Source organism: Gordonia oleivorans, assembly GCF_040044975.1.
Taxonomy (GTDB): domain Bacteria; phylum Actinomycetota; class Actinomycetes; order Mycobacteriales; family Mycobacteriaceae; genus Gordonia; species Gordonia oleivorans.
Genome location: NZ_JBDZDI010000007.1, coordinates 50787 through 66985, shown reverse-complemented (window position 1 = coordinate 66985; position 16199 = coordinate 50787). Strand labels below are relative to the sequence as shown.

Here is a 16199-nt window from a genome sequence, read left to right as displayed (position 1 = left end):
ACCCATGTTCATCGATATCCATGTCCTCCAATCGGTTCCACCGAGCAACATCAACCGTGACGACACCGGCAGTCCGAAAACTGCCATCTTTGGCGGAACGCGTCGGGCCCGAGTATCCAGCCAGGCGTGGAAGCGAGCCACGCGGAAGCACTTCAATGACGGCTTCGACGACAGCAACATCGGCTATCGCACCAGAAGGGTCGCCGAGTTACTCGGTCGTCGGATCGCGGCTCGGCGGGAGGGGTTCGATGCAGCGGAAGCAAATGCTCTGGCCTCCAAGGTTTTTACTGCTGCGGGCATCAAGATGACTTCTCCGAAGGTGGCGAAGAATGAGCCGAAGAAGGCCGACGAGTCCACATACCTACTGTTTCTGAGTGCTACGCAACTGGATTCACTCGCCGAACTGGCGCTGGCCTCAGTCGACGGTGAGAGTGATCTCGATAAGAAGAACGTTAAGGCGATCGTCAATTCCGACAACAGTATCGATGTTGCGCTCTTCGGTCGGATGATTGCCGACGACGCTGAGCTGAACGTGGACGCGTCGGTGCAGGTCGCGCATGCCATCAGTGTGCAGGCGGTCGAGCAAGAGTTTGACTACTTCACCGCCGTGGACGATTTCGTCCAGTCCGAGCACGAGACCGGCGCAGGGATGATCGGCACCATCGAGTTCAACTCCTCCACGTTGTACCGCTACGCGACCGTCAATGTGAAAGGCTTAGAGGCCAATCTGGGTGACGCCGCTGTTGCTGCACGAGCTGCCGCAACATTTCTGGAGTCCTTTGTGCGCTCGATGCCCACCGGCAAACAGAACACGTTCGCCAACCGGACGTTACCGGAGGTTGTCGTGGTCGCCATCCGCGATGATCAGCCCGTGAACCTTGTCGGGGCGTTCGAGCAGGCTGTGGTACCGACACTCGATCGGGGAGCAGTGTCGCTCGCTTCTGAGAAGCTGGTCCAGCGAGAGGCCGAGATCTCGGGCGTCTACGGTCCCGCGCGAGCGACCTTTCACTCCGGCGTCGGAGACGCAGCGCTTGAAGTTGCAGCTCTCGGTGAATCCTTGGCGTTGAGCGAGCTGGTTGCTCGCGTGGAAGACTCCGTGCTCGCAGAGCTGAGCGCATCGGCATGACCACGCTGTCCATCTGCCTTGCGGGCCCGATGCAGGCCTGGGGAGCAGCGAGCCGCTTCACGAACCGTGAGACGAGGCCTGAACCTACGAAGAGCGGTGTCCTTGGCCTACTGGCTGCGGCGCAAGGGATTCGGCGTACGGAGAGCATTGAGCACCTCCTCGGCTTGTCTTTCGGCGTTCGGATTGATCAGCCTGGGACACTGATGCGGGACTTTCAGGTGGCGAGGAGTCTTGACGGGAAGCGCACGATGCCGTTGTCGAATCGCTACTACCTTGCCGACGCAATCTTCGTCTCGGCGGTCGAGGGCGAAAAGGAACTGGTGCAATCGCTGTCCGACGCGATCAAGAGACCCGCGTATCCGCTGTACCTCGGCAGGCGGTCATGCCCCCCGAGCCGGCCGCTGTTCTTGGAAGTGAGTGATGCCCCGATGGCAAGGGTTCTTGAAAGTACGCCCTGGCAGGCGTCCGCTGACTACCGGGGCAAGCAAGGGAAGACGGTAGGCCTACGGATTGTAGTGGACGGACGTCCAGGCAGTGGCGATACCGTACGCGACGTCCCTGTCAGTTTCGATCCGAGGCGGCGCGAGTACGCGTGGCGGCATGTGGAAGAGCGCTGGGTAGCCGTGGAGAACGCGGACGGCAGAGACCTCCACGATCCGATGGCAATCCTCGGTGGTGCCTGATGTATCTGACAAAGATGCCCATCAACCGCCGACGGCGCGGTGCCGGCAAGTTGCTCTCCTACCCGCAAGCGATGCATGCTGCTGTCGAATCAGCTTTTCCGCCAAAGGAAGAAGCGTCCGAGCAATCGCGCGCGTTATGGCGAGTGGACTCTCCGACCAGAGATGAAACGTATCTGTACATCGTCAGCGCTACCGAACCCGATCTGAGTCATGTGGTGGAGCAGGCCGGATGGCAGACGGGGAACATGTGGCAAACGCGGAGCTACCTTCCTGTTCTGCAGAACCTGCGTGAAGGTGACCGGTACTCTTTTCGCCTGCGCGCGAACCCCGTTCACAGCATCAGGAAGAAGGCGGACAGCGATACCAAACCAGTCGCCCACGTGTCCGAAAAGCACCAGTTGGCGTGGCTGATCGAACGTGCCGAATCGCGCGGGTTTGATATCCCCGACGACGGTTCGGGTGATCGGGCGCTGAGAATTGTGGAGCGCGGCACGATGCGGTTCGGCAGGTCGCGAGGTACGCAGCGTGACACGGGTTCTGTGACAATCGGTTTCGCGACCTACGAAGGAGTGCTCGTTGTGTCAGATTCTGACTTGCTGCGCCAGTCATTGGTCAACGGGATCGGACGTGCGAAGGCGTACGGTTGCGGCCTGATGACATTGGCGCATAACGGCTCCCGCGTCTAGTGGGCTCAGTACCTGGGCCGCCGCCGGTGCGGCCCACTGAACTCGTGCGGGTGGCGGATCGTCTCTCGTTCATTTACCTTGAACGATGTACGGTGCATCGCGCCGACAATGCGATCACAGCCACAGACGACCGCGGAGTGATTCACATTCCGGCGGCGACGATCGGGGCGCTGCTACTGGGGCCGGGGACTCGCGTCACACATCAGGCAATGGTGTTGCTGGCGGAGTCCGGTTCGACGACGGTCTGGGTAGGAGAGCACGGCGTCCGCTACTACGCACATGGGAGGCCGCTCGGGCGTTCGAGTCGGCTACTGGATGCCCAAGCGCGAGCGGTGAGCAATCGAGACGCGCGGCTGAGCGTTGCACGCAAGATGTACGCAATGAGGTTCCCTGAAGAGGACACCTCGTCGCTCACCATGCAACAGTTGCGTGGGAAAGAGGGTGCGAGAGTCCGGCGAAGTTATCGAGAGCACGCAGAAAGAACGGGGGTCGAGTGGAAGCGCCGTGACTACGATCCCAACGACTTTGCAGCGTCGGATGTTGTTAACCAAGCACTTTCGGCTGCCACCACCTGCCTGTACGGTGTGGCGCACGCCGTGATCGTGGCGCTTGGGTGTTCGCCTGGGCTGGGTTTCGTGCACACCGGACACGACCGGTCTTTTGTGTATGACATTGCTGATCTGTACAAGGCCGAGATTGCCATTCCGGTCGCATTCGACGTGGCTGCCGCCGAAGAGCTGGATGACGTTCCCGCGGTGACGCGGAGGAAAGTCCGCGACGCCGTTTTCGCAGCAAAGCTGTTGCCGCGCTGTGCTGCTGATGTGAAGCAGCTGTTGGTCGGTGACGACGCCGAGGTCTCTGATTACGACGCAGACGTGGTCTACCTTTGGGATGACCGGGGCGAAGCCATTGCGGCCGGGCAGAGTCATGGTGACGACGAGTATGAGGTGCCGTGGTAGTTCTCATCGTGACGGCCTGTCCCGCCGGGTTGAGAGGACACCTGACGCGCTGGTTGTTGGAGATCAGCCCAGGAGTGTTCGTGGGAGTACTCAATCGACGAGTTCGTGAATTGGTGTGGGCGCGCGTGCAGGAACTTGTGAAGGACGGGCGCGCAGTGATGGTCTTTCCCGCTCAGAACGAGCAGCGACTTGAGTTTCTCGTACACCGATACGACTGGCAGCCAGTGGACATCGATGGTGTGCGGTTGGTTCGGCGGCCCCACACCGGTGAGTCTTTGGAAGGCGCAGCCCGGCCGCGGGCCGGCTGGAGCAAGGCGAGTCGATATCGTAAGGCGCGAAAGATGCAGCGACGAAACGACGGATCGTCGGCTTGAGAGTCTGAACGAACGAGAGCCTGATCGGGGCTATTCTTACTGCTCAGCAAGTGTGCTCCCCGCGGACGCGGGGATGAGCCCTGCGCGGGGTAGTCGACATACACGAAGCGGATGTGCTCCCCGCGGACGCGGGGATGAGCCTCGCAGCATGATGCACCTACTGTCCGTACGACAGTGCTCCCCGCGGACGCGGGGATGAGCCCACGGTGTGGTTCTCGTCGGGGTGCTCAACGGCGTGCTCCCCGCGGACGCGGGGATGAGCCCACGTTGGCCGCGGTGCACACGCCCACGTTCCAGTGCTCCCCGCGGACGCGGGGATGAGCCCGACCTCCGGAAACCCGTTCGGCTGGATCCCGGGTGCTCCCCGCGGACGCGGGGATGAGCCCACCCGACTGGAAATCGCGGCGCACCATCTGCTGTGCTCCCCGCGGACGCGGGGATGAGCCCGCGCACTCGACTACGACGGCAGCTCATCCATCGTGCTCCCCGCGGACGCGGGGATGAGCCCTGGCCAACGCCGAACGCTGTCGATGACGGGTTGTGCTCCCCGCGGACGCGGGGATGAGCCCGGGATCCGCACCATGATCTGGCCGGTGTCGTTGTGCTCCCCGCGGACGCGGGGATGAGCCCCCCGGTCGACCCGTGCGCCGATCACCTGATGCGTGCTCCCCGCGGACGCGGGGATGAGCCCTAGGCGACGGATGGGAGACAGTCCGTGCCGACGTGCTCCCCGCGGACGCGGGGATGAGCCCGGATTCGACCAGCACTGGACCCATTTCAGGTCGTGCTCCCCGCGGACGCGGGGATGAGCCCGCCGCCTGCGGAGTCAACGGCGCCTCCACCGGGTGCTCCCCGCGGACGCGGGGATGAGCCCCCACCCGCTCGGCGAGCTGCTGTTTGCCGAGGGTGCTCCCCGCGGACGCGGGGATGAGCCCCGAGGGCTCCTTCATGCCGACAGCACCGACCCGTGCTCCCCGCGGACGCGGGGATGAGCCCTCCGCCCGCAGTCGATCGCCCGCTACGACACCGTGCTCCCCGCGGACGCGGGGATGAGCCGTGCTGCGGCACCATCGACGTGGCGGCGAGCGCGTGCTCCCCGCGGACGCGGGGATGAGCCCAACATCACCGAGAAGGCGTTGCGCGAGTTGCTGTGCTCCCCGCGGACGCGGGGATGAGCCCGAGCTCGTGAGTGAGGGTGCAGCGACGCTGCGGTGCTCCCCGCGGACGCGGGGATGAGCCCTCGGTGCCCACGAATAAGCAGATTGAGGTTCAGTGCTCCCCGCGGACGCGGGGATGAGCCCAGTCTCGGTGGCACGGCGGTGGATCTGACGGTGGTGCTCCCCGCGGACGCGGGGATGAGCCCGGGCGCGGTTATTGCCGGCACTGCATGGTCGGGTGCTCCCCGCGGACGCGGGGATGAGCCTGCGGGTCCGGCGGTGGTGGTGGCTGCAGGGCGTGCTCCCCGCGGACGCGGGGATGAGCCCTCCACAGTCCGGTCTACGCGCTTTTCGAGGGTGTGCTCCCCGCGGACGCGGGGATGAGCCCAGCTCGTTCCTGTCATCGGCAACGTGTCGGGCGTGCTCCCCGCGGACGCGGGGATGAGCCCGAGAAGCAGAAGGCGTGGGACGAGTACCTCGCGTGCTCCCCGCGGACGCGGGGATGAGCCCTTTGCGGTGGCAATCAGCAAGTATACGAAAGGGTGCTCCCCGCGGACGCGGGGATGAGCCCCACCACCGGGGGCCATCGGGTCGCCGATGCCCGTGCTCCCCGCGGACGCGGGGATGAGCCCTCAAGGATGCGACCAAGGAACTAGGAGTCTTCGTGCTCCCCGCGGACGCGGGGATGAGCCCTCCGGCAGCAGATTGCGCAGGTAGTCCGCCGAGTGCTCCCCGCGGACGCGGGGATGAGCCCTCCTCGTCGGTGATCTCCGATTCCGCGAGGTAGTGCTCCCCGCGGACGCGGGGATGAGCCCGCGAACCAGGCACCGGAGTGTGTGTTGGCGAGGTGCTCCCCGCGGACGCGGGGATGAGCCCACCTTCCGCGCTCCCGAGCCGGTCGTGCGCGCGTGCTCCCCGCGGACGCGGGGATGAGCCGCGAGAATCACAAAGCAGCTAAGGCAGGATGCCGTGCTCCCCGCGGACGCGGGGATGAGCCCTCGATGCAGGCGGTGGCCGGCGCGACGTCGCAGTGCTCCCCGCGGACGCGGGGATGAGCCCTACATGGCGTCGGTCACCACCCAGGTCGCGATGTGCTCCCCGCGGACGCGGGGATGAGCCCAAAATTCGGCAACAAGTCCGGGGGTGGATGGCGTGCTCCCCGCGGACGCGGGGATGAGCCCCCCGGCTGCGTCATCGGGAGCCGATCGCTCGGGTGCTCCCCGCGGACGCGGGGATGAGCCCCCCGGCTGCGTCATCGGGAGCCGATCGCTCGGGTGCTCCCCGCGGACGCGGGGATGAGCCCTGCGCGAACCCCATCCAGATGTCGCGCTGCTGGTGCTCCCCGCGGACGCGGGGATGAGCCCACCCACACCCTGCACGGCGACGGCATGTGGGAGTGCTCCCCGCGGACGCGGGGATGAGCCCGATGCGGTCAGTAGATCAAGGCCGTCACTCGGGTGCTCCCCGCGGACGCGGGGATGAGCCCACCCCGGTCACGGTGTTCGTGTCGGCGGTGAAGTGCTCCCCGCGGACGCGGGGATGAGCCCTCGGCGAGTGGCTGGCGGGGTGCGAACTGCGCGTGCTCCCCGCGGACGCGGGGATGAGCCCTCGTCGACAAGGCCGGTGTGTTCGATCAGGGCGTGCTCCCCGCGGACGCGGGGATGAGCCCGCTGGGCACCATCCTGAGCGCGATTGCCAACGGTGCTCCCCGCGGACGCGGGGATGAGCCCAACGCAATCCTGCCCGCGTTCAACGGGATCAAGTGCTCCCCGCGGACGCGGGGATGAGCCCGCGATGGCACGCCCGGTCGCAGTGGTCAATGTGTGCTCCCCGCGGACGCGGGGATGAGCCCGGCCTCACCCCCCGCTGGGTCCTCCCCGCGGGGTGCTCCCCGCGGACGCGGGGATGAGCCCACGATCGTGGAGTCGGGTGGTCGGCGTCGGTGGTGCTCCCCGCGGACGCGGGGATGAGCCCCATATTCGCCCACTTTGCTGTGTCCGCCACCAGTGCTCCCCGCGGACGCGGGGATGAGCCCGGGGCAGACATCACCCGCCTGGAGTTGATCGAGTGCTCCCCGCGGACGCGGGGATGAGCCCGAGATCCCGTGGATCAGCGATGATACCCCGGCGTGCTCCCCGCGGACGCGGGGATGAGCCCCCGGAGGCCTTCACGAACCGGGTGTCGAGGGCGTGCTCCCCGCGGACGCGGGGATGAGCCCAGCCATGACCAAATACGAACTCACATCGGAGAGTGCTCCCCGCGGACGCGGGGATGAGCCCAAGCACGGCCTGCTGTCGGCGGCCCTCGCCCGGTGCTCCCCGCGGACGCGGGGATGAGCCCGTGTCCGATGGTTTCCCCGCTCGCAGGCTCTGGTGCTCCCCGCGGACGCGGGGATGAGCCCGCCTCAGGGGGTTGACGCAGGTAGCAGCGTTTCGTGCTCCCCGCGGACGCGGGGATGAGCCGGTGGTGACGAATGCGGGGAAGACGATCGCGAAGTGCTCCCCGCGGACGCGGGGATGAGCCCCACGACCAGGTACGCTCCCGCAGAATCCCCGAGTGCTCCCCGCGGACGCGGGGATGAGCCCGCATTTCGCGATCCGCAGGCGCGCGGCTGGCAGTGCTCCCCGCGGACGCGGGGATGAGCCCTCGATCGAACCCCAGAGACCGATGGCCGGCCAGTGCTCCCCGCGGACGCGGGGATGAGCCCGAAACATGACATTGTGATCAGAGTCGAGATAAGTGCTCCCCGCGGACGCGGGGATGAGCCCTCCGGCACGGGGTGCGACGACCAGGGACGCTGGTGCTCCCCGCGGACGCGGGGATGAGCCCGTCTAGAGTCGACATTAGGCACTGACTGCCATGTGCTCCCCGCGGACGCGGGGATGAGCCCCGGCCGTGAACCTCATCGCGACGGCCAGTGCGGTGCTCCCCGCGGACGCGGGGATGAGCCCGAGTCCATGGATGACCGATGGAAAGTCCAGCGGTGCTCCCCGCGGACGCGGGGATGAGCCCTTGGCTTGACGGACTGGACATGTCGACGTGGGGTGCTCCCCGCGGACGCGGGGATGAGCCCGTGACCACCACGGCCGCAACCACGACCGCCGGGTGCTCCCCGCGGACGCGGGGATGAGCCCTGCGGAGGCCAGTCGGCGCCCGGTGTGAACGAGTGCTCCCCGCGGACGCGGGGATGAGCCCGGGCGGTCCAGATTCGGGCGATACGGGAGCACGTGCTCCCCGCGGACGCGGGGATGAGCCCGTGTCGACGTAGCCTTGGCCGTTGGTGAAGTGGTGCTCCCCGCGGACGCGGGGATGAGCCGTCCCCGCGTCCCGGCTACTGCTGCTCACCTGCGTGCTCCCCGCGGACGCGGGGATGAGCCCGTCGCCTTCATCGCGCGCTGCACGTGAGTGTCGTGCTCCCCGCGGACGCGGGGATGAGCCCGACCTCGGACCGTTGGCCGATCTCCCGGTGATGTGCTCCCCGCGGACGCGGGGATGAGCCCAGGCCGCGGGAGAGTTCGGCTGCGGCGGCCTCGTGCTCCCCGCGGACGCGGGGATGAGCCCGTCTACACCTGGGGGTGCGGGGCGGGCGGCGAGTGCTCCCCGCGGACGGGGGGATGAGCCCCGTTACTCAATCGTGACCTAATGGCGGACTTTGTGCTCCCCGCGGACGCGGGGATGAGCCCAAAGGAAAATATCGTGAACGATATCGCACGTGGTGCTCCCCGCGGACGCGGGGATGAGCCCTTGTCTCAGGATGGTGATGCCTGGGTGGACGAGTGCTCCCCGCGGACGCGGGGATGAGCCCTCGTTCAATGGTTCGTAAGCCAGATAATTCCAGTGCTCCCCGCGGACGCGGGGATGAGCCCGACTACCTACGACGACCCCCGGTGGCGTGTGCGTGCTCCCCGCGGACGCGGGGATGAGCCCGAGATGAGCCCCTACCGAGTAGCCACCACCACGTGCTCCCCGCGGACGCGGGGATGAGCCCGAGCATATCGAGACCTGCTATTGGAGTCCGCAGTGCTCCCCGCGGACGCGGGGATGAGCCCCTTGTCGACGCGGACCATATCAGGTGCCTTACGTGCTCCCCGCGGACGCGGGGATGAGCCCTCACGAAGCTCGGGACGGCACTCGAGGGGGTGGTGCTCCCCGCGGACGCGGGGATGAGCCCTCCTTGAGTGGCTTGTCGCCGATCCGCTGTCCGTGCTCCCCGCGGACGCGGGGATGAGCCCGCGCCCTCGACTACGACGGGGCCAGCTCCATCGTGCTCCCCGCGGACGCGGGGATGAGCCCACTGACGACAAAGCCAACCGCCGCGGGCTCCTGTGCTCCCCGCGGACGCGGGGATGAGCCACGGATTGTGGTCGTACATCTCCATCCCGCCGATGTGCTCCCCGCGGACGCGGGGATGAGCCGCTCGCGCGCCAACTGCGACTCCGGCACCACCCGGTGCTCCCCGCGGACGCGGGGATGAGCCCTGCTCCGGAAGGGCGTCGTCGGCGCCGACAGCGTGCTCCCCGCGGACGCGGGGATGAGCCCTCGGCCGCGGCGAAACGCCTCGCCGAGATCGAGTGCTCCCCGCGGACGCGGGGATGAGCCCTCGGCAAACGCCACCCAGCGCACCCGCAGTGCGTGCTCCCCGCGGACGCGGGGATGAGCCCTGTGATCGGGGTGAGTGCGACCACCGCCCCGCGTGCTCCCCGCGGACGCGGGGATGAGCCCCAGATCCTCAACGGCAACGGGTCGGGCCAGAAGTGCTCCCCGCGGACGCGGGGATGAGCCCCCGATGTCGAAGTAGTCGAACGCCGAGTCGACGTGCTCCCCGCGGACGCGGGGATGAGCCCGCGACGGTGATTCCGCCGTTTGCGCATCTGCTGTGCTCCCCGCGGACGCGGGGATGAGCCCGGTGGTGCTAACCCTTACGGCCACCCTGGCCCGTGCTCCCCGCGGACGCGGGGATGAGCCGCCTGGCGCGGTGTTCTCGACATACGGCAATCCGTGCTCCCCGCGGACGCGGGGATGAGCCCTCGCCGTCGATCAGGGCGGTGTACTACTTCACGTGCTCCCCGCGGACGCGGGGATGAGCCCGCGCCTACAGTCGTGGCATCGCACAAGGCGAGGTGCTCCCCGCGGACGCGGGGATGAGCCCGCCGAATGCTCCTCGGTGTGGATGAGGAATGCGTGCTCCCCGCGGACGCGGGGATGAGCCCTGGTGTTCGGTGGCACGGGGGTTGATTGCTGCGTGCTCCCCGCGGACGCGGGGATGAGCCCTTGGGCGACTTCGATCTGGGTCTTGGTGTCGAGTGCTCCCCGCGGACGCGGGGATGAGCCCGGCAAGATCGTGATCAGCCCGGAGGATGCGGCGTGCTCCCCGCGGACGCGGGGATGAGCCCACCGGCACATCAGCATCCCCAGTTTGGACGAAGTGCTCCCCGCGGACGCGGGGATGAGCCCTGGTATCAAGTGGTCGACCATACCGGGGCGGAGTGCTCCCCGCGGACGCGGGGATGAGCCCTCGGGGCCGATGATCGAGTCGACGACGTGGTCGTGCTCCCCGCGGACGCGGGGATGAGCCCGAGTCGGAGCAGCATGACCGAGAGAATCGTCAGTGCTCCCCGCGGACGCGGGGATGAGCCCCGGCAGGTGGTCACAGGTCCACAGGTCGAGAAGTGCTCCCCGCGGACGCGGGGATGAGCCCAACTCTCGCCTGCCCGTAGCGGTAGCAGCGCCGTGCTCCCCGCGGACGCGGGGATGAGCCCACGTCTCCTGCAACCGCGGCGCCCCATCCAAAGTGCTCCCCGCGGACGCGGGGATGAGCCCGCCGAGGCCGGTGAGGATCTGAGCCCCCTGTCGTGCTCCCCGCGGACGCGGGGATGAGCCCGGCGGCCGCTGACTGCTTCGTCCTACGGCGTAGTGCTCCCCGCGGACGCGGGGATGAGCCCCCCGCGTCAATCGAGGCCCGGATGTTCTGCCAGTGCTCCCCGCGGACGCGGGGATGAGCCTCCGAGTGCGCAGAGGGTGGAGAGTGCCCAGATGTGCTCCCCGCGGACGCGGGGATGAGCCCCGGTGGTCGTCGATGGACCACGCCGCAGGTGTGTGCTCCCCGCGGACGCGGGGATGAGCCCTCGATGTCGACGCAGAAGGGGCCTCTGCACGCGTGCTCCCCGCGGACGCGGGGATGAGCCAACCGCGACAGCTCGAAGACGAGGCCCGCGCTCGTGCTCCCCGCGGACGCGGGGATGAGCCCCGAGTCCCCGTCGCCACCAGCCACCGAGTGAGGTGCTCCCCGCGGACGCGGGGATGAGCCCTCCCGACCACACACGCTGCAGCACAACGACATGTGCTCCCCGCGGACGCGGGGATGAGCCCCGCATCCGGGACGTCGGAGCACCCACACCCACGTGCTCCCCGCGGACGCGGGGATGAGCCCGGCGGCTTGCATCGCGCCGAAGTATCCGATGAGTGCTCCCCGCGGACGCGGGGATGAGCCCTGCCCCTTACCGTTACGCGCCCCGCTGCGCTTGTGCTCCCCGCGGACGCGGGGATGAGCCCGGGCGGGAAACGCGGCCTAGATGAGTCGGTAGGTACTCCCCGCGGACGCGGGGATGAGGTCACCTTCGTGCCGTTCAGATTCTGCAGCGCGAGGTGCTCCCCGCGGACGCGGGGATGAGCCTGGTGGCGCAGGCCCCCTGGTTGGTCGCGGTCAGTGCTCCCCGCGGACGCGGGGATGAGCCCACCGACGACAAAGCCAACATGCGCGGCCTCCTGTGCTCCCCGCGGACGCGGGGATGAGCCCGACACCCCACGCATCGTGCTGTCTAACTAACGGCACGTGCTCCCCGCGGACGCGGGGATGAGTCCGGCGGGCTCGACGCAGCCGGCCTGCGCAAGCTGCGGGATGAGCCGCAGGCCACGAATCCAGCGTGCCCTCGTTGGCGACCTACACGCCGGGTAGTCGGCGGGCGCAAACGTGTCATCGTCGCGACGAGATGGACGCACGCGGAACGCTGAGTCTGGAGAGGCCGTAGTCGCAGACCGGATTGATTGTCGAAATCGGAACGCTCGCAAAGATACTCGACCGAAGTCTCGCCACCCGAGCATGTGGGCCTTCGTCGAATCAGTGCCGAGAGGATCAAACGACGAGAACGAACTCAGACAGCACGTGTTTGGATCCGCACGTCCGCAACGGCATCTGTCAGTCGCGGAAACATTGCGACGATCCGCTGCGCCTGCTCATCCGGCAGCCGCCTACCCTCCTTGCGCGCTTGAGCGAGAAGCCAGAAGATCGCCTCTTCGATGTCACCGGCCCGGGCGATCGACTCGGGCAAGATGTCGTCGTCGACGGCGACAGCGGACGCGATGCGATAAAACGCGAGGTCGGACATGTCCGCCACTGTACGGCTACCGGGCTGTGACGAGCCCCATCACCAGCCCAATTCACCGCATCCCCACTCACCCCGCACAATCAACGTGTGAGTGAACCGCTGCAGCTGCCCACAGTCCCCAACTTCCGCGACATCGGCGGCCCGACGACCAGCGACGGACGCAAGGTCGCCACCGGCCGACTGTTCCGATCCGCAGCGTTGGACAAGGCATCCGAGGCCGACCGGGCGGTGCTGGTGGATCTGGGATTGCAGAGCATCGTCGACCTGCGGTCGCCCGTCGAGGCCGACGCCGCGCCGGACCCGGTCATCGGTGACGCGGCCGGGGTGCTGCTCGACGTGCTCGCCGACGCTGCGCACGACGGCGCTCCCGCCGATCTTGACGCCCTGGTCGATGATCCGGAGGCGGTGGCGACGGCCAATGCGCGATTGGCCGAGGGGAGTGGCGTCGAGCGCATGATCGGGGCGTACCGGCAGCTGGTGAATCTGCCCAGTGCGAAGCGCGCGTACCGCACCTTCTTCACCGGTCTCCTGGCCGGGCCGACCACGCTGTTCCACTGCGCCCACGGCAAGGACCGCACCGGCTGGGCCGCAGCGGCTTTCCTCAGCCTGATGGGTGTCGATCGTGACGAGGTCTACCGGGACTACCTCGCGACCAATGACCTGTTCCTGCCGACGATGGCAGGCATCTTCGAGAGATTCGAATCCGCCGGCGGCGACGCCGACCTGCTCCGCCCGCTGCTTGGGGTGTCACCGACATACCTCGGCGTCGCCTTTGACGAGGTGGCCATCCAGTACGGCGGCATCGACGACTACTTCACCGAAGCACTCGGCATAGACGCCGACACACAGGACCGACTCCGCGACGTATTCCTGGTCGGATGAGCCGAGGAATTGCTGACCAGGACTCCGCGTTGACAAGCATCGTGAGTGACCCCATCTCCGTCGACATCTGGTCCGACATCGCCTGCCCGTGGTGCTACATCGGGAAGCGCAAATTCGAAGCGGGACTGGCCGATTCCGGCCTCTCTGATCGAGTCGTGGTGACCTACCACAGCTTTGAGCTGGCCCCGGACACGCCGGTCGACTTCGACGGCACCGAGATCGAGTTCCTGGCCGAGTACAAGGGAATGCCCCGCGCACAGGTCGAGCAGATGCTCGCCCAGGTCACCGCGATCGCCGCCGAGTCGGGACTCGACTACGACTTCGACGCCCTCCAGCACACCAAGACGCTCAAGGCGCACGAACTGCTGCATCACGCGAAGGCGCAGGGCCGACAACTCGACATGGTCGAGCGCCTGTTCCGCGCCTACTTCACCGAGGGACGCCACATCGGACGCATCGGCGACCTCGCGGACCTCGCCGCCGACATCGGCCTCGACCGGGAGCAGGTCACGGCCTCGCTTGAATCCGGTGAATACGCCGACGCGGTGAGCGCCGACATCGCCCAGGCCCGCGCCTACGGCATCAGCGGCGTCCCGTTCTTCGTCATCAACGGGCGATACGGCGTCTCCGGTGCCCAGTCACCGGAGACCTTCGCCGACGTGCTCCGCAAGGCGGCTCAGGAGAACGTCGATGCCTGACGAGACACCGGACCGGACCGAGACGACCAACGACGAAACACTGCCGCCGACACCGGCATTCGAGATGCTGGGCCAGTCGGGGGCCGTGTGCGTCGACGGGGTGTGTGCGATCCCCGGCGTTGATGACGCCGACTCGTGACGGAGCCGGTACCCACGCCGGCCCCGGAATCTGCGAGACGATGGTCAGCGCCGCGTCATCCAGAAGTCCAACTCGAGGTCGTCATCGCTGTCGACCGTGCGATAGCGGGAGAAGTCGGTGACGCCTTCGGCGGCAAGGACATCGTCGTCGATGTAGCACTGGCCGGTCGCCGTGTCCGGCGACTTCGACAGGATCGCGTACGCGGCGTCGGACATGATCTCGGTGCTCCGGCTGCGCTCGATCAGCTTCTCGCTGAGGATGTTTCGCACCGCGGCGGTACTGATCGTGGTCCGCGGCCACAGGGTGTTCGACGCGACACCGTCGGCGGCCAACTCGCGGGCCAGACCGAGCGCGACAAGGGTCATCGAGAACTTGGACACCGTGTAGGCCGTCCCGATCGAGTCGAACCACTGCGGGTCGAGCGTGATCGGTGGCGACAGCGTCAGCACATGTGCGTGATCGGACTTGCGCAGATACGGAATCGCGTTCTTGGCCAACACGAATGATCCGCGCGCATTGATGTCCTGCATCAGGTCGTAGCGTTTCATGTCGATCTGCTCGGTGGCGGTCAGATCGAGCGCGCTCGCATTGTTGACGACGATGTCGACGCCGCCGAAACGGTCAACGGTCTGCGCCACGGCATCGGCCACCTGCTGATCGTCCCGAACGTCGCCGACGATGGGCAGCGCCGCTCCGCCGGCCTCCTCGATCGCCTGCGCGGCGGTGTAGATGGTCCCGGGCAGCTTTGGATGGGGCTCCGCGGTCTTGGCGAGCAACGTGACGTTGGCCCCCGCCCGCGCCAATCGCACGGCGATCGCCTCGCCGATGCCACGGCTTCCGCCGGAGATGATCGCGGTGCGGCCGTGCAGGGTGGACGGTGTGCTCACTATGAGGTCCTCTCGTCGGTCGAGGCCGATCGCCGCGAAAGCGAACGATCGATCGGTCACCTCAGGGTGGCCAACCAGGCAGTCGTTGTCAATAGCCGGTGCATACGGCGACAGTGGGTCCGGACTGCCCGGAAAGACGTGGCAGAGCGTTCGGAATATCCGAACACTTCGTCCTACGGACGACGCACGTCCATCAGGTTGAGGGCGTAGCCCGCGTAGGTGGTTGCCAACTCCTCGGGAGTCGATAAGCCCTCCGGGTCGAACCAGTCGGCCACCGCGATGCACAATCCCACCACCGCGCGTGCGGCCTCACGCGGGCGAGCGACCAGGAATAGTCCCTGTGCGGCACCGTTTTCCACCTCCACGTCGAACATTCGCTGCAGCGAGGTGCGCCGATCGGCGATGCGCCGGCGGTCGGGTTCGACGAGACTGCGCATCTCGGTGGACGCGAGGAAGGACAGTCGGCGCCGGTGGCTGTGATAGAGCACCAGGCTCTCGGTCATCAGGCGCAGGGCTCGGACCGGATCGTCTCCCGCCTCGTCGCGAGCGCCGCCGACGCGATCGAGAAGGTCGGTCATCGCCAGGTCGAACAGGGCCACGAGCATGGCTTGTTTGCTCGCGTGGTGATGGTAGAGCGACGCGATCGACAACCCGGCGCTCTCGGCGATGTCACGGATGGAGCATCCGTGATAGCCGCGCTCGACGATGCACCGCAACGCCGCGGCGAGAACCGGGTCCGTGACGTCGGGCCCTTCGTAGAAGCGCCAGCGGGGCAGTGGACCGGAACGATCGAGAGTGGTTGTGGTCATTTCACTTTCGACGGTGTGCGACTGCATGCCGAGAAGTTCGCCGGGTGCCACGCCGAGTGCGTCGGCGATGGCTGCGAGACGGTCGACGCTGATGCCGGTGCCACCGGTCTCGGTGGCGCTGAGGGTCGCCGCACTGACGCCGAGCCGGCGGGCGAACTCGCGTAGCGACACTCCGCGGGCGACTCGTGCCGCACGGATGCGGCAGCCGATCTGGGCGGAGGTGGACTCGTCGGACCCGGGCATGGTGTTCAGGATATCCGAACACTATGCGGCTGTCGGGCCGACCGAGTCCGGCGGGTCGGCGCGGATGGGTGCCGGGCGGCGACAACTCCGTGTCAACAGCCGGAGCGGATCTGTGACATCGCGCGAGCGGATCCCACTCCAACCCACTGACCCGAACACCGCGCTGCGATG

11 protein-coding genes and 1 CRISPR repeat array are annotated in these 16199 nt (G+C 67.5%); of the genes, 8 read left to right on the top strand and 3 right to left on the bottom strand.

The features are described from left to right. The first annotated feature begins 4 nt into the window (after nucleotides 1-4). The 5 genes from cas7e to cas2e are packed head-to-tail and all read left to right on the top strand — an operon-like array spanning nucleotide 5 to nucleotide 3828. Nucleotides 5-1126 carry a type I-E CRISPR-associated protein Cas7/Cse4/CasC gene (gene cas7e / locus ABLE92_RS12950; protein WP_348805183.1) on the top strand — a complete coding sequence of 374 codons (1122 nt, stop codon included), beginning with the start codon at nucleotides 5-7 and terminating at the stop codon, nucleotides 1124-1126. After that, nucleotides 1123-1809, top strand: a complete 687-nt coding sequence (cas5e, locus tag ABLE92_RS12945; RefSeq protein WP_348805182.1) for a type I-E CRISPR-associated protein Cas5/CasD — start codon at nucleotides 1123-1125, stop codon at nucleotides 1807-1809. Before cas7e ends, cas5e begins: the two co-directional genes overlap by 4 nt. Further along, nucleotides 1809-2495: a type I-E CRISPR-associated protein Cas6/Cse3/CasE gene (gene cas6e / locus ABLE92_RS12940; protein WP_348805181.1), complete on the top strand. Its 687-nt coding sequence runs from the start codon at nucleotides 1809-1811 to the stop codon at nucleotides 2493-2495. Before cas5e ends, cas6e begins: the two co-directional genes overlap by 1 nt. Next, nucleotides 2495-3454, top strand: a complete 960-nt coding sequence (gene cas1e / locus ABLE92_RS12935) for a type I-E CRISPR-associated endonuclease Cas1e (protein WP_348805180.1) — start codon at nucleotides 2495-2497, stop codon at nucleotides 3452-3454. Before cas6e ends, cas1e begins: the two co-directional genes overlap by 1 nt. Beyond that, nucleotides 3448-3828 (top strand): type I-E CRISPR-associated endoribonuclease Cas2e, encoded by a 381-nt coding sequence (gene cas2e, locus ABLE92_RS12930; RefSeq protein ID WP_348805179.1) that lies wholly within the window; start codon nucleotides 3448-3450, stop codon nucleotides 3826-3828. The genes cas1e and cas2e overlap by 7 nt, the downstream gene beginning before the upstream one ends. Before the next feature lie 52 nt (nucleotides 3829-3880). Continuing rightward, nucleotides 3881-11846: a CRISPR direct-repeat array (repeat unit 29 nt; unit sequence GTGCTCCCCGCGGACGCGGGGATGAGCCC). Between the two features lie 290 nt (nucleotides 11847-12136). On the opposite strand, the gene ABLE92_RS12925 is transcribed toward cas2e, so the two are convergent. Beyond that, nucleotides 12137-12370, bottom strand: a complete 234-nt coding sequence (locus ABLE92_RS12925) for a hypothetical protein (RefSeq protein ID WP_348805177.1) — start codon at nucleotides 12368-12370, stop codon at nucleotides 12137-12139. Nucleotides 12371-12457: 87 nt separating this feature from the next. Between ABLE92_RS12925 and ABLE92_RS12920 the strand changes: the two genes are divergently transcribed. Genes ABLE92_RS12920 through ABLE92_RS12910 form a run of 3 tightly spaced genes read left to right on the top strand, consistent with a single transcriptional unit; the run spans nucleotide 12458 to nucleotide 14089 of the window. Next, nucleotides 12458-13252, top strand: coding sequence for a tyrosine-protein phosphatase (locus ABLE92_RS12920; RefSeq protein WP_348805176.1), 795 nt, complete (start codon nucleotides 12458-12460; stop codon nucleotides 13250-13252). 41 nt (nucleotides 13253-13293) lie between these two features. Beyond that, nucleotides 13294-13950, top strand: a complete 657-nt coding sequence (locus ABLE92_RS12915) for a DsbA family oxidoreductase (RefSeq protein ID WP_348805175.1) — start codon at nucleotides 13294-13296, stop codon at nucleotides 13948-13950. Then, the gene (locus tag ABLE92_RS12910; protein WP_348805174.1) at nucleotides 13943-14089 is read left to right on the top strand and encodes a hypothetical protein; all 147 of its coding nucleotides are present in this window, start codon (nucleotides 13943-13945) and stop codon (nucleotides 14087-14089) included. Before ABLE92_RS12915 ends, ABLE92_RS12910 begins: the two co-directional genes overlap by 8 nt. 44 nt (nucleotides 14090-14133) lie before the next feature. Here the strand turns inward: ABLE92_RS12910 and ABLE92_RS12905 are convergent, their stop codons facing one another. Together ABLE92_RS12905 and ABLE92_RS12900 are read right to left on the bottom strand one after the other, a co-directional pair. Continuing rightward, nucleotides 14134-14976, bottom strand: a complete 843-nt coding sequence (locus ABLE92_RS12905) for an SDR family oxidoreductase (RefSeq protein ID WP_425476269.1) — start codon at nucleotides 14974-14976, stop codon at nucleotides 14134-14136. Nucleotides 14977-15149: 173 nt separating this feature from the next. Further along, nucleotides 15150-16028, bottom strand: a complete 879-nt coding sequence (locus tag ABLE92_RS12900) for a TetR-type transcription factor C-terminal domain-containing protein (protein ID WP_348805173.1) — start codon at nucleotides 16026-16028, stop codon at nucleotides 15150-15152. Between the last annotated feature and the right edge of the window lie 171 nt (nucleotides 16029-16199).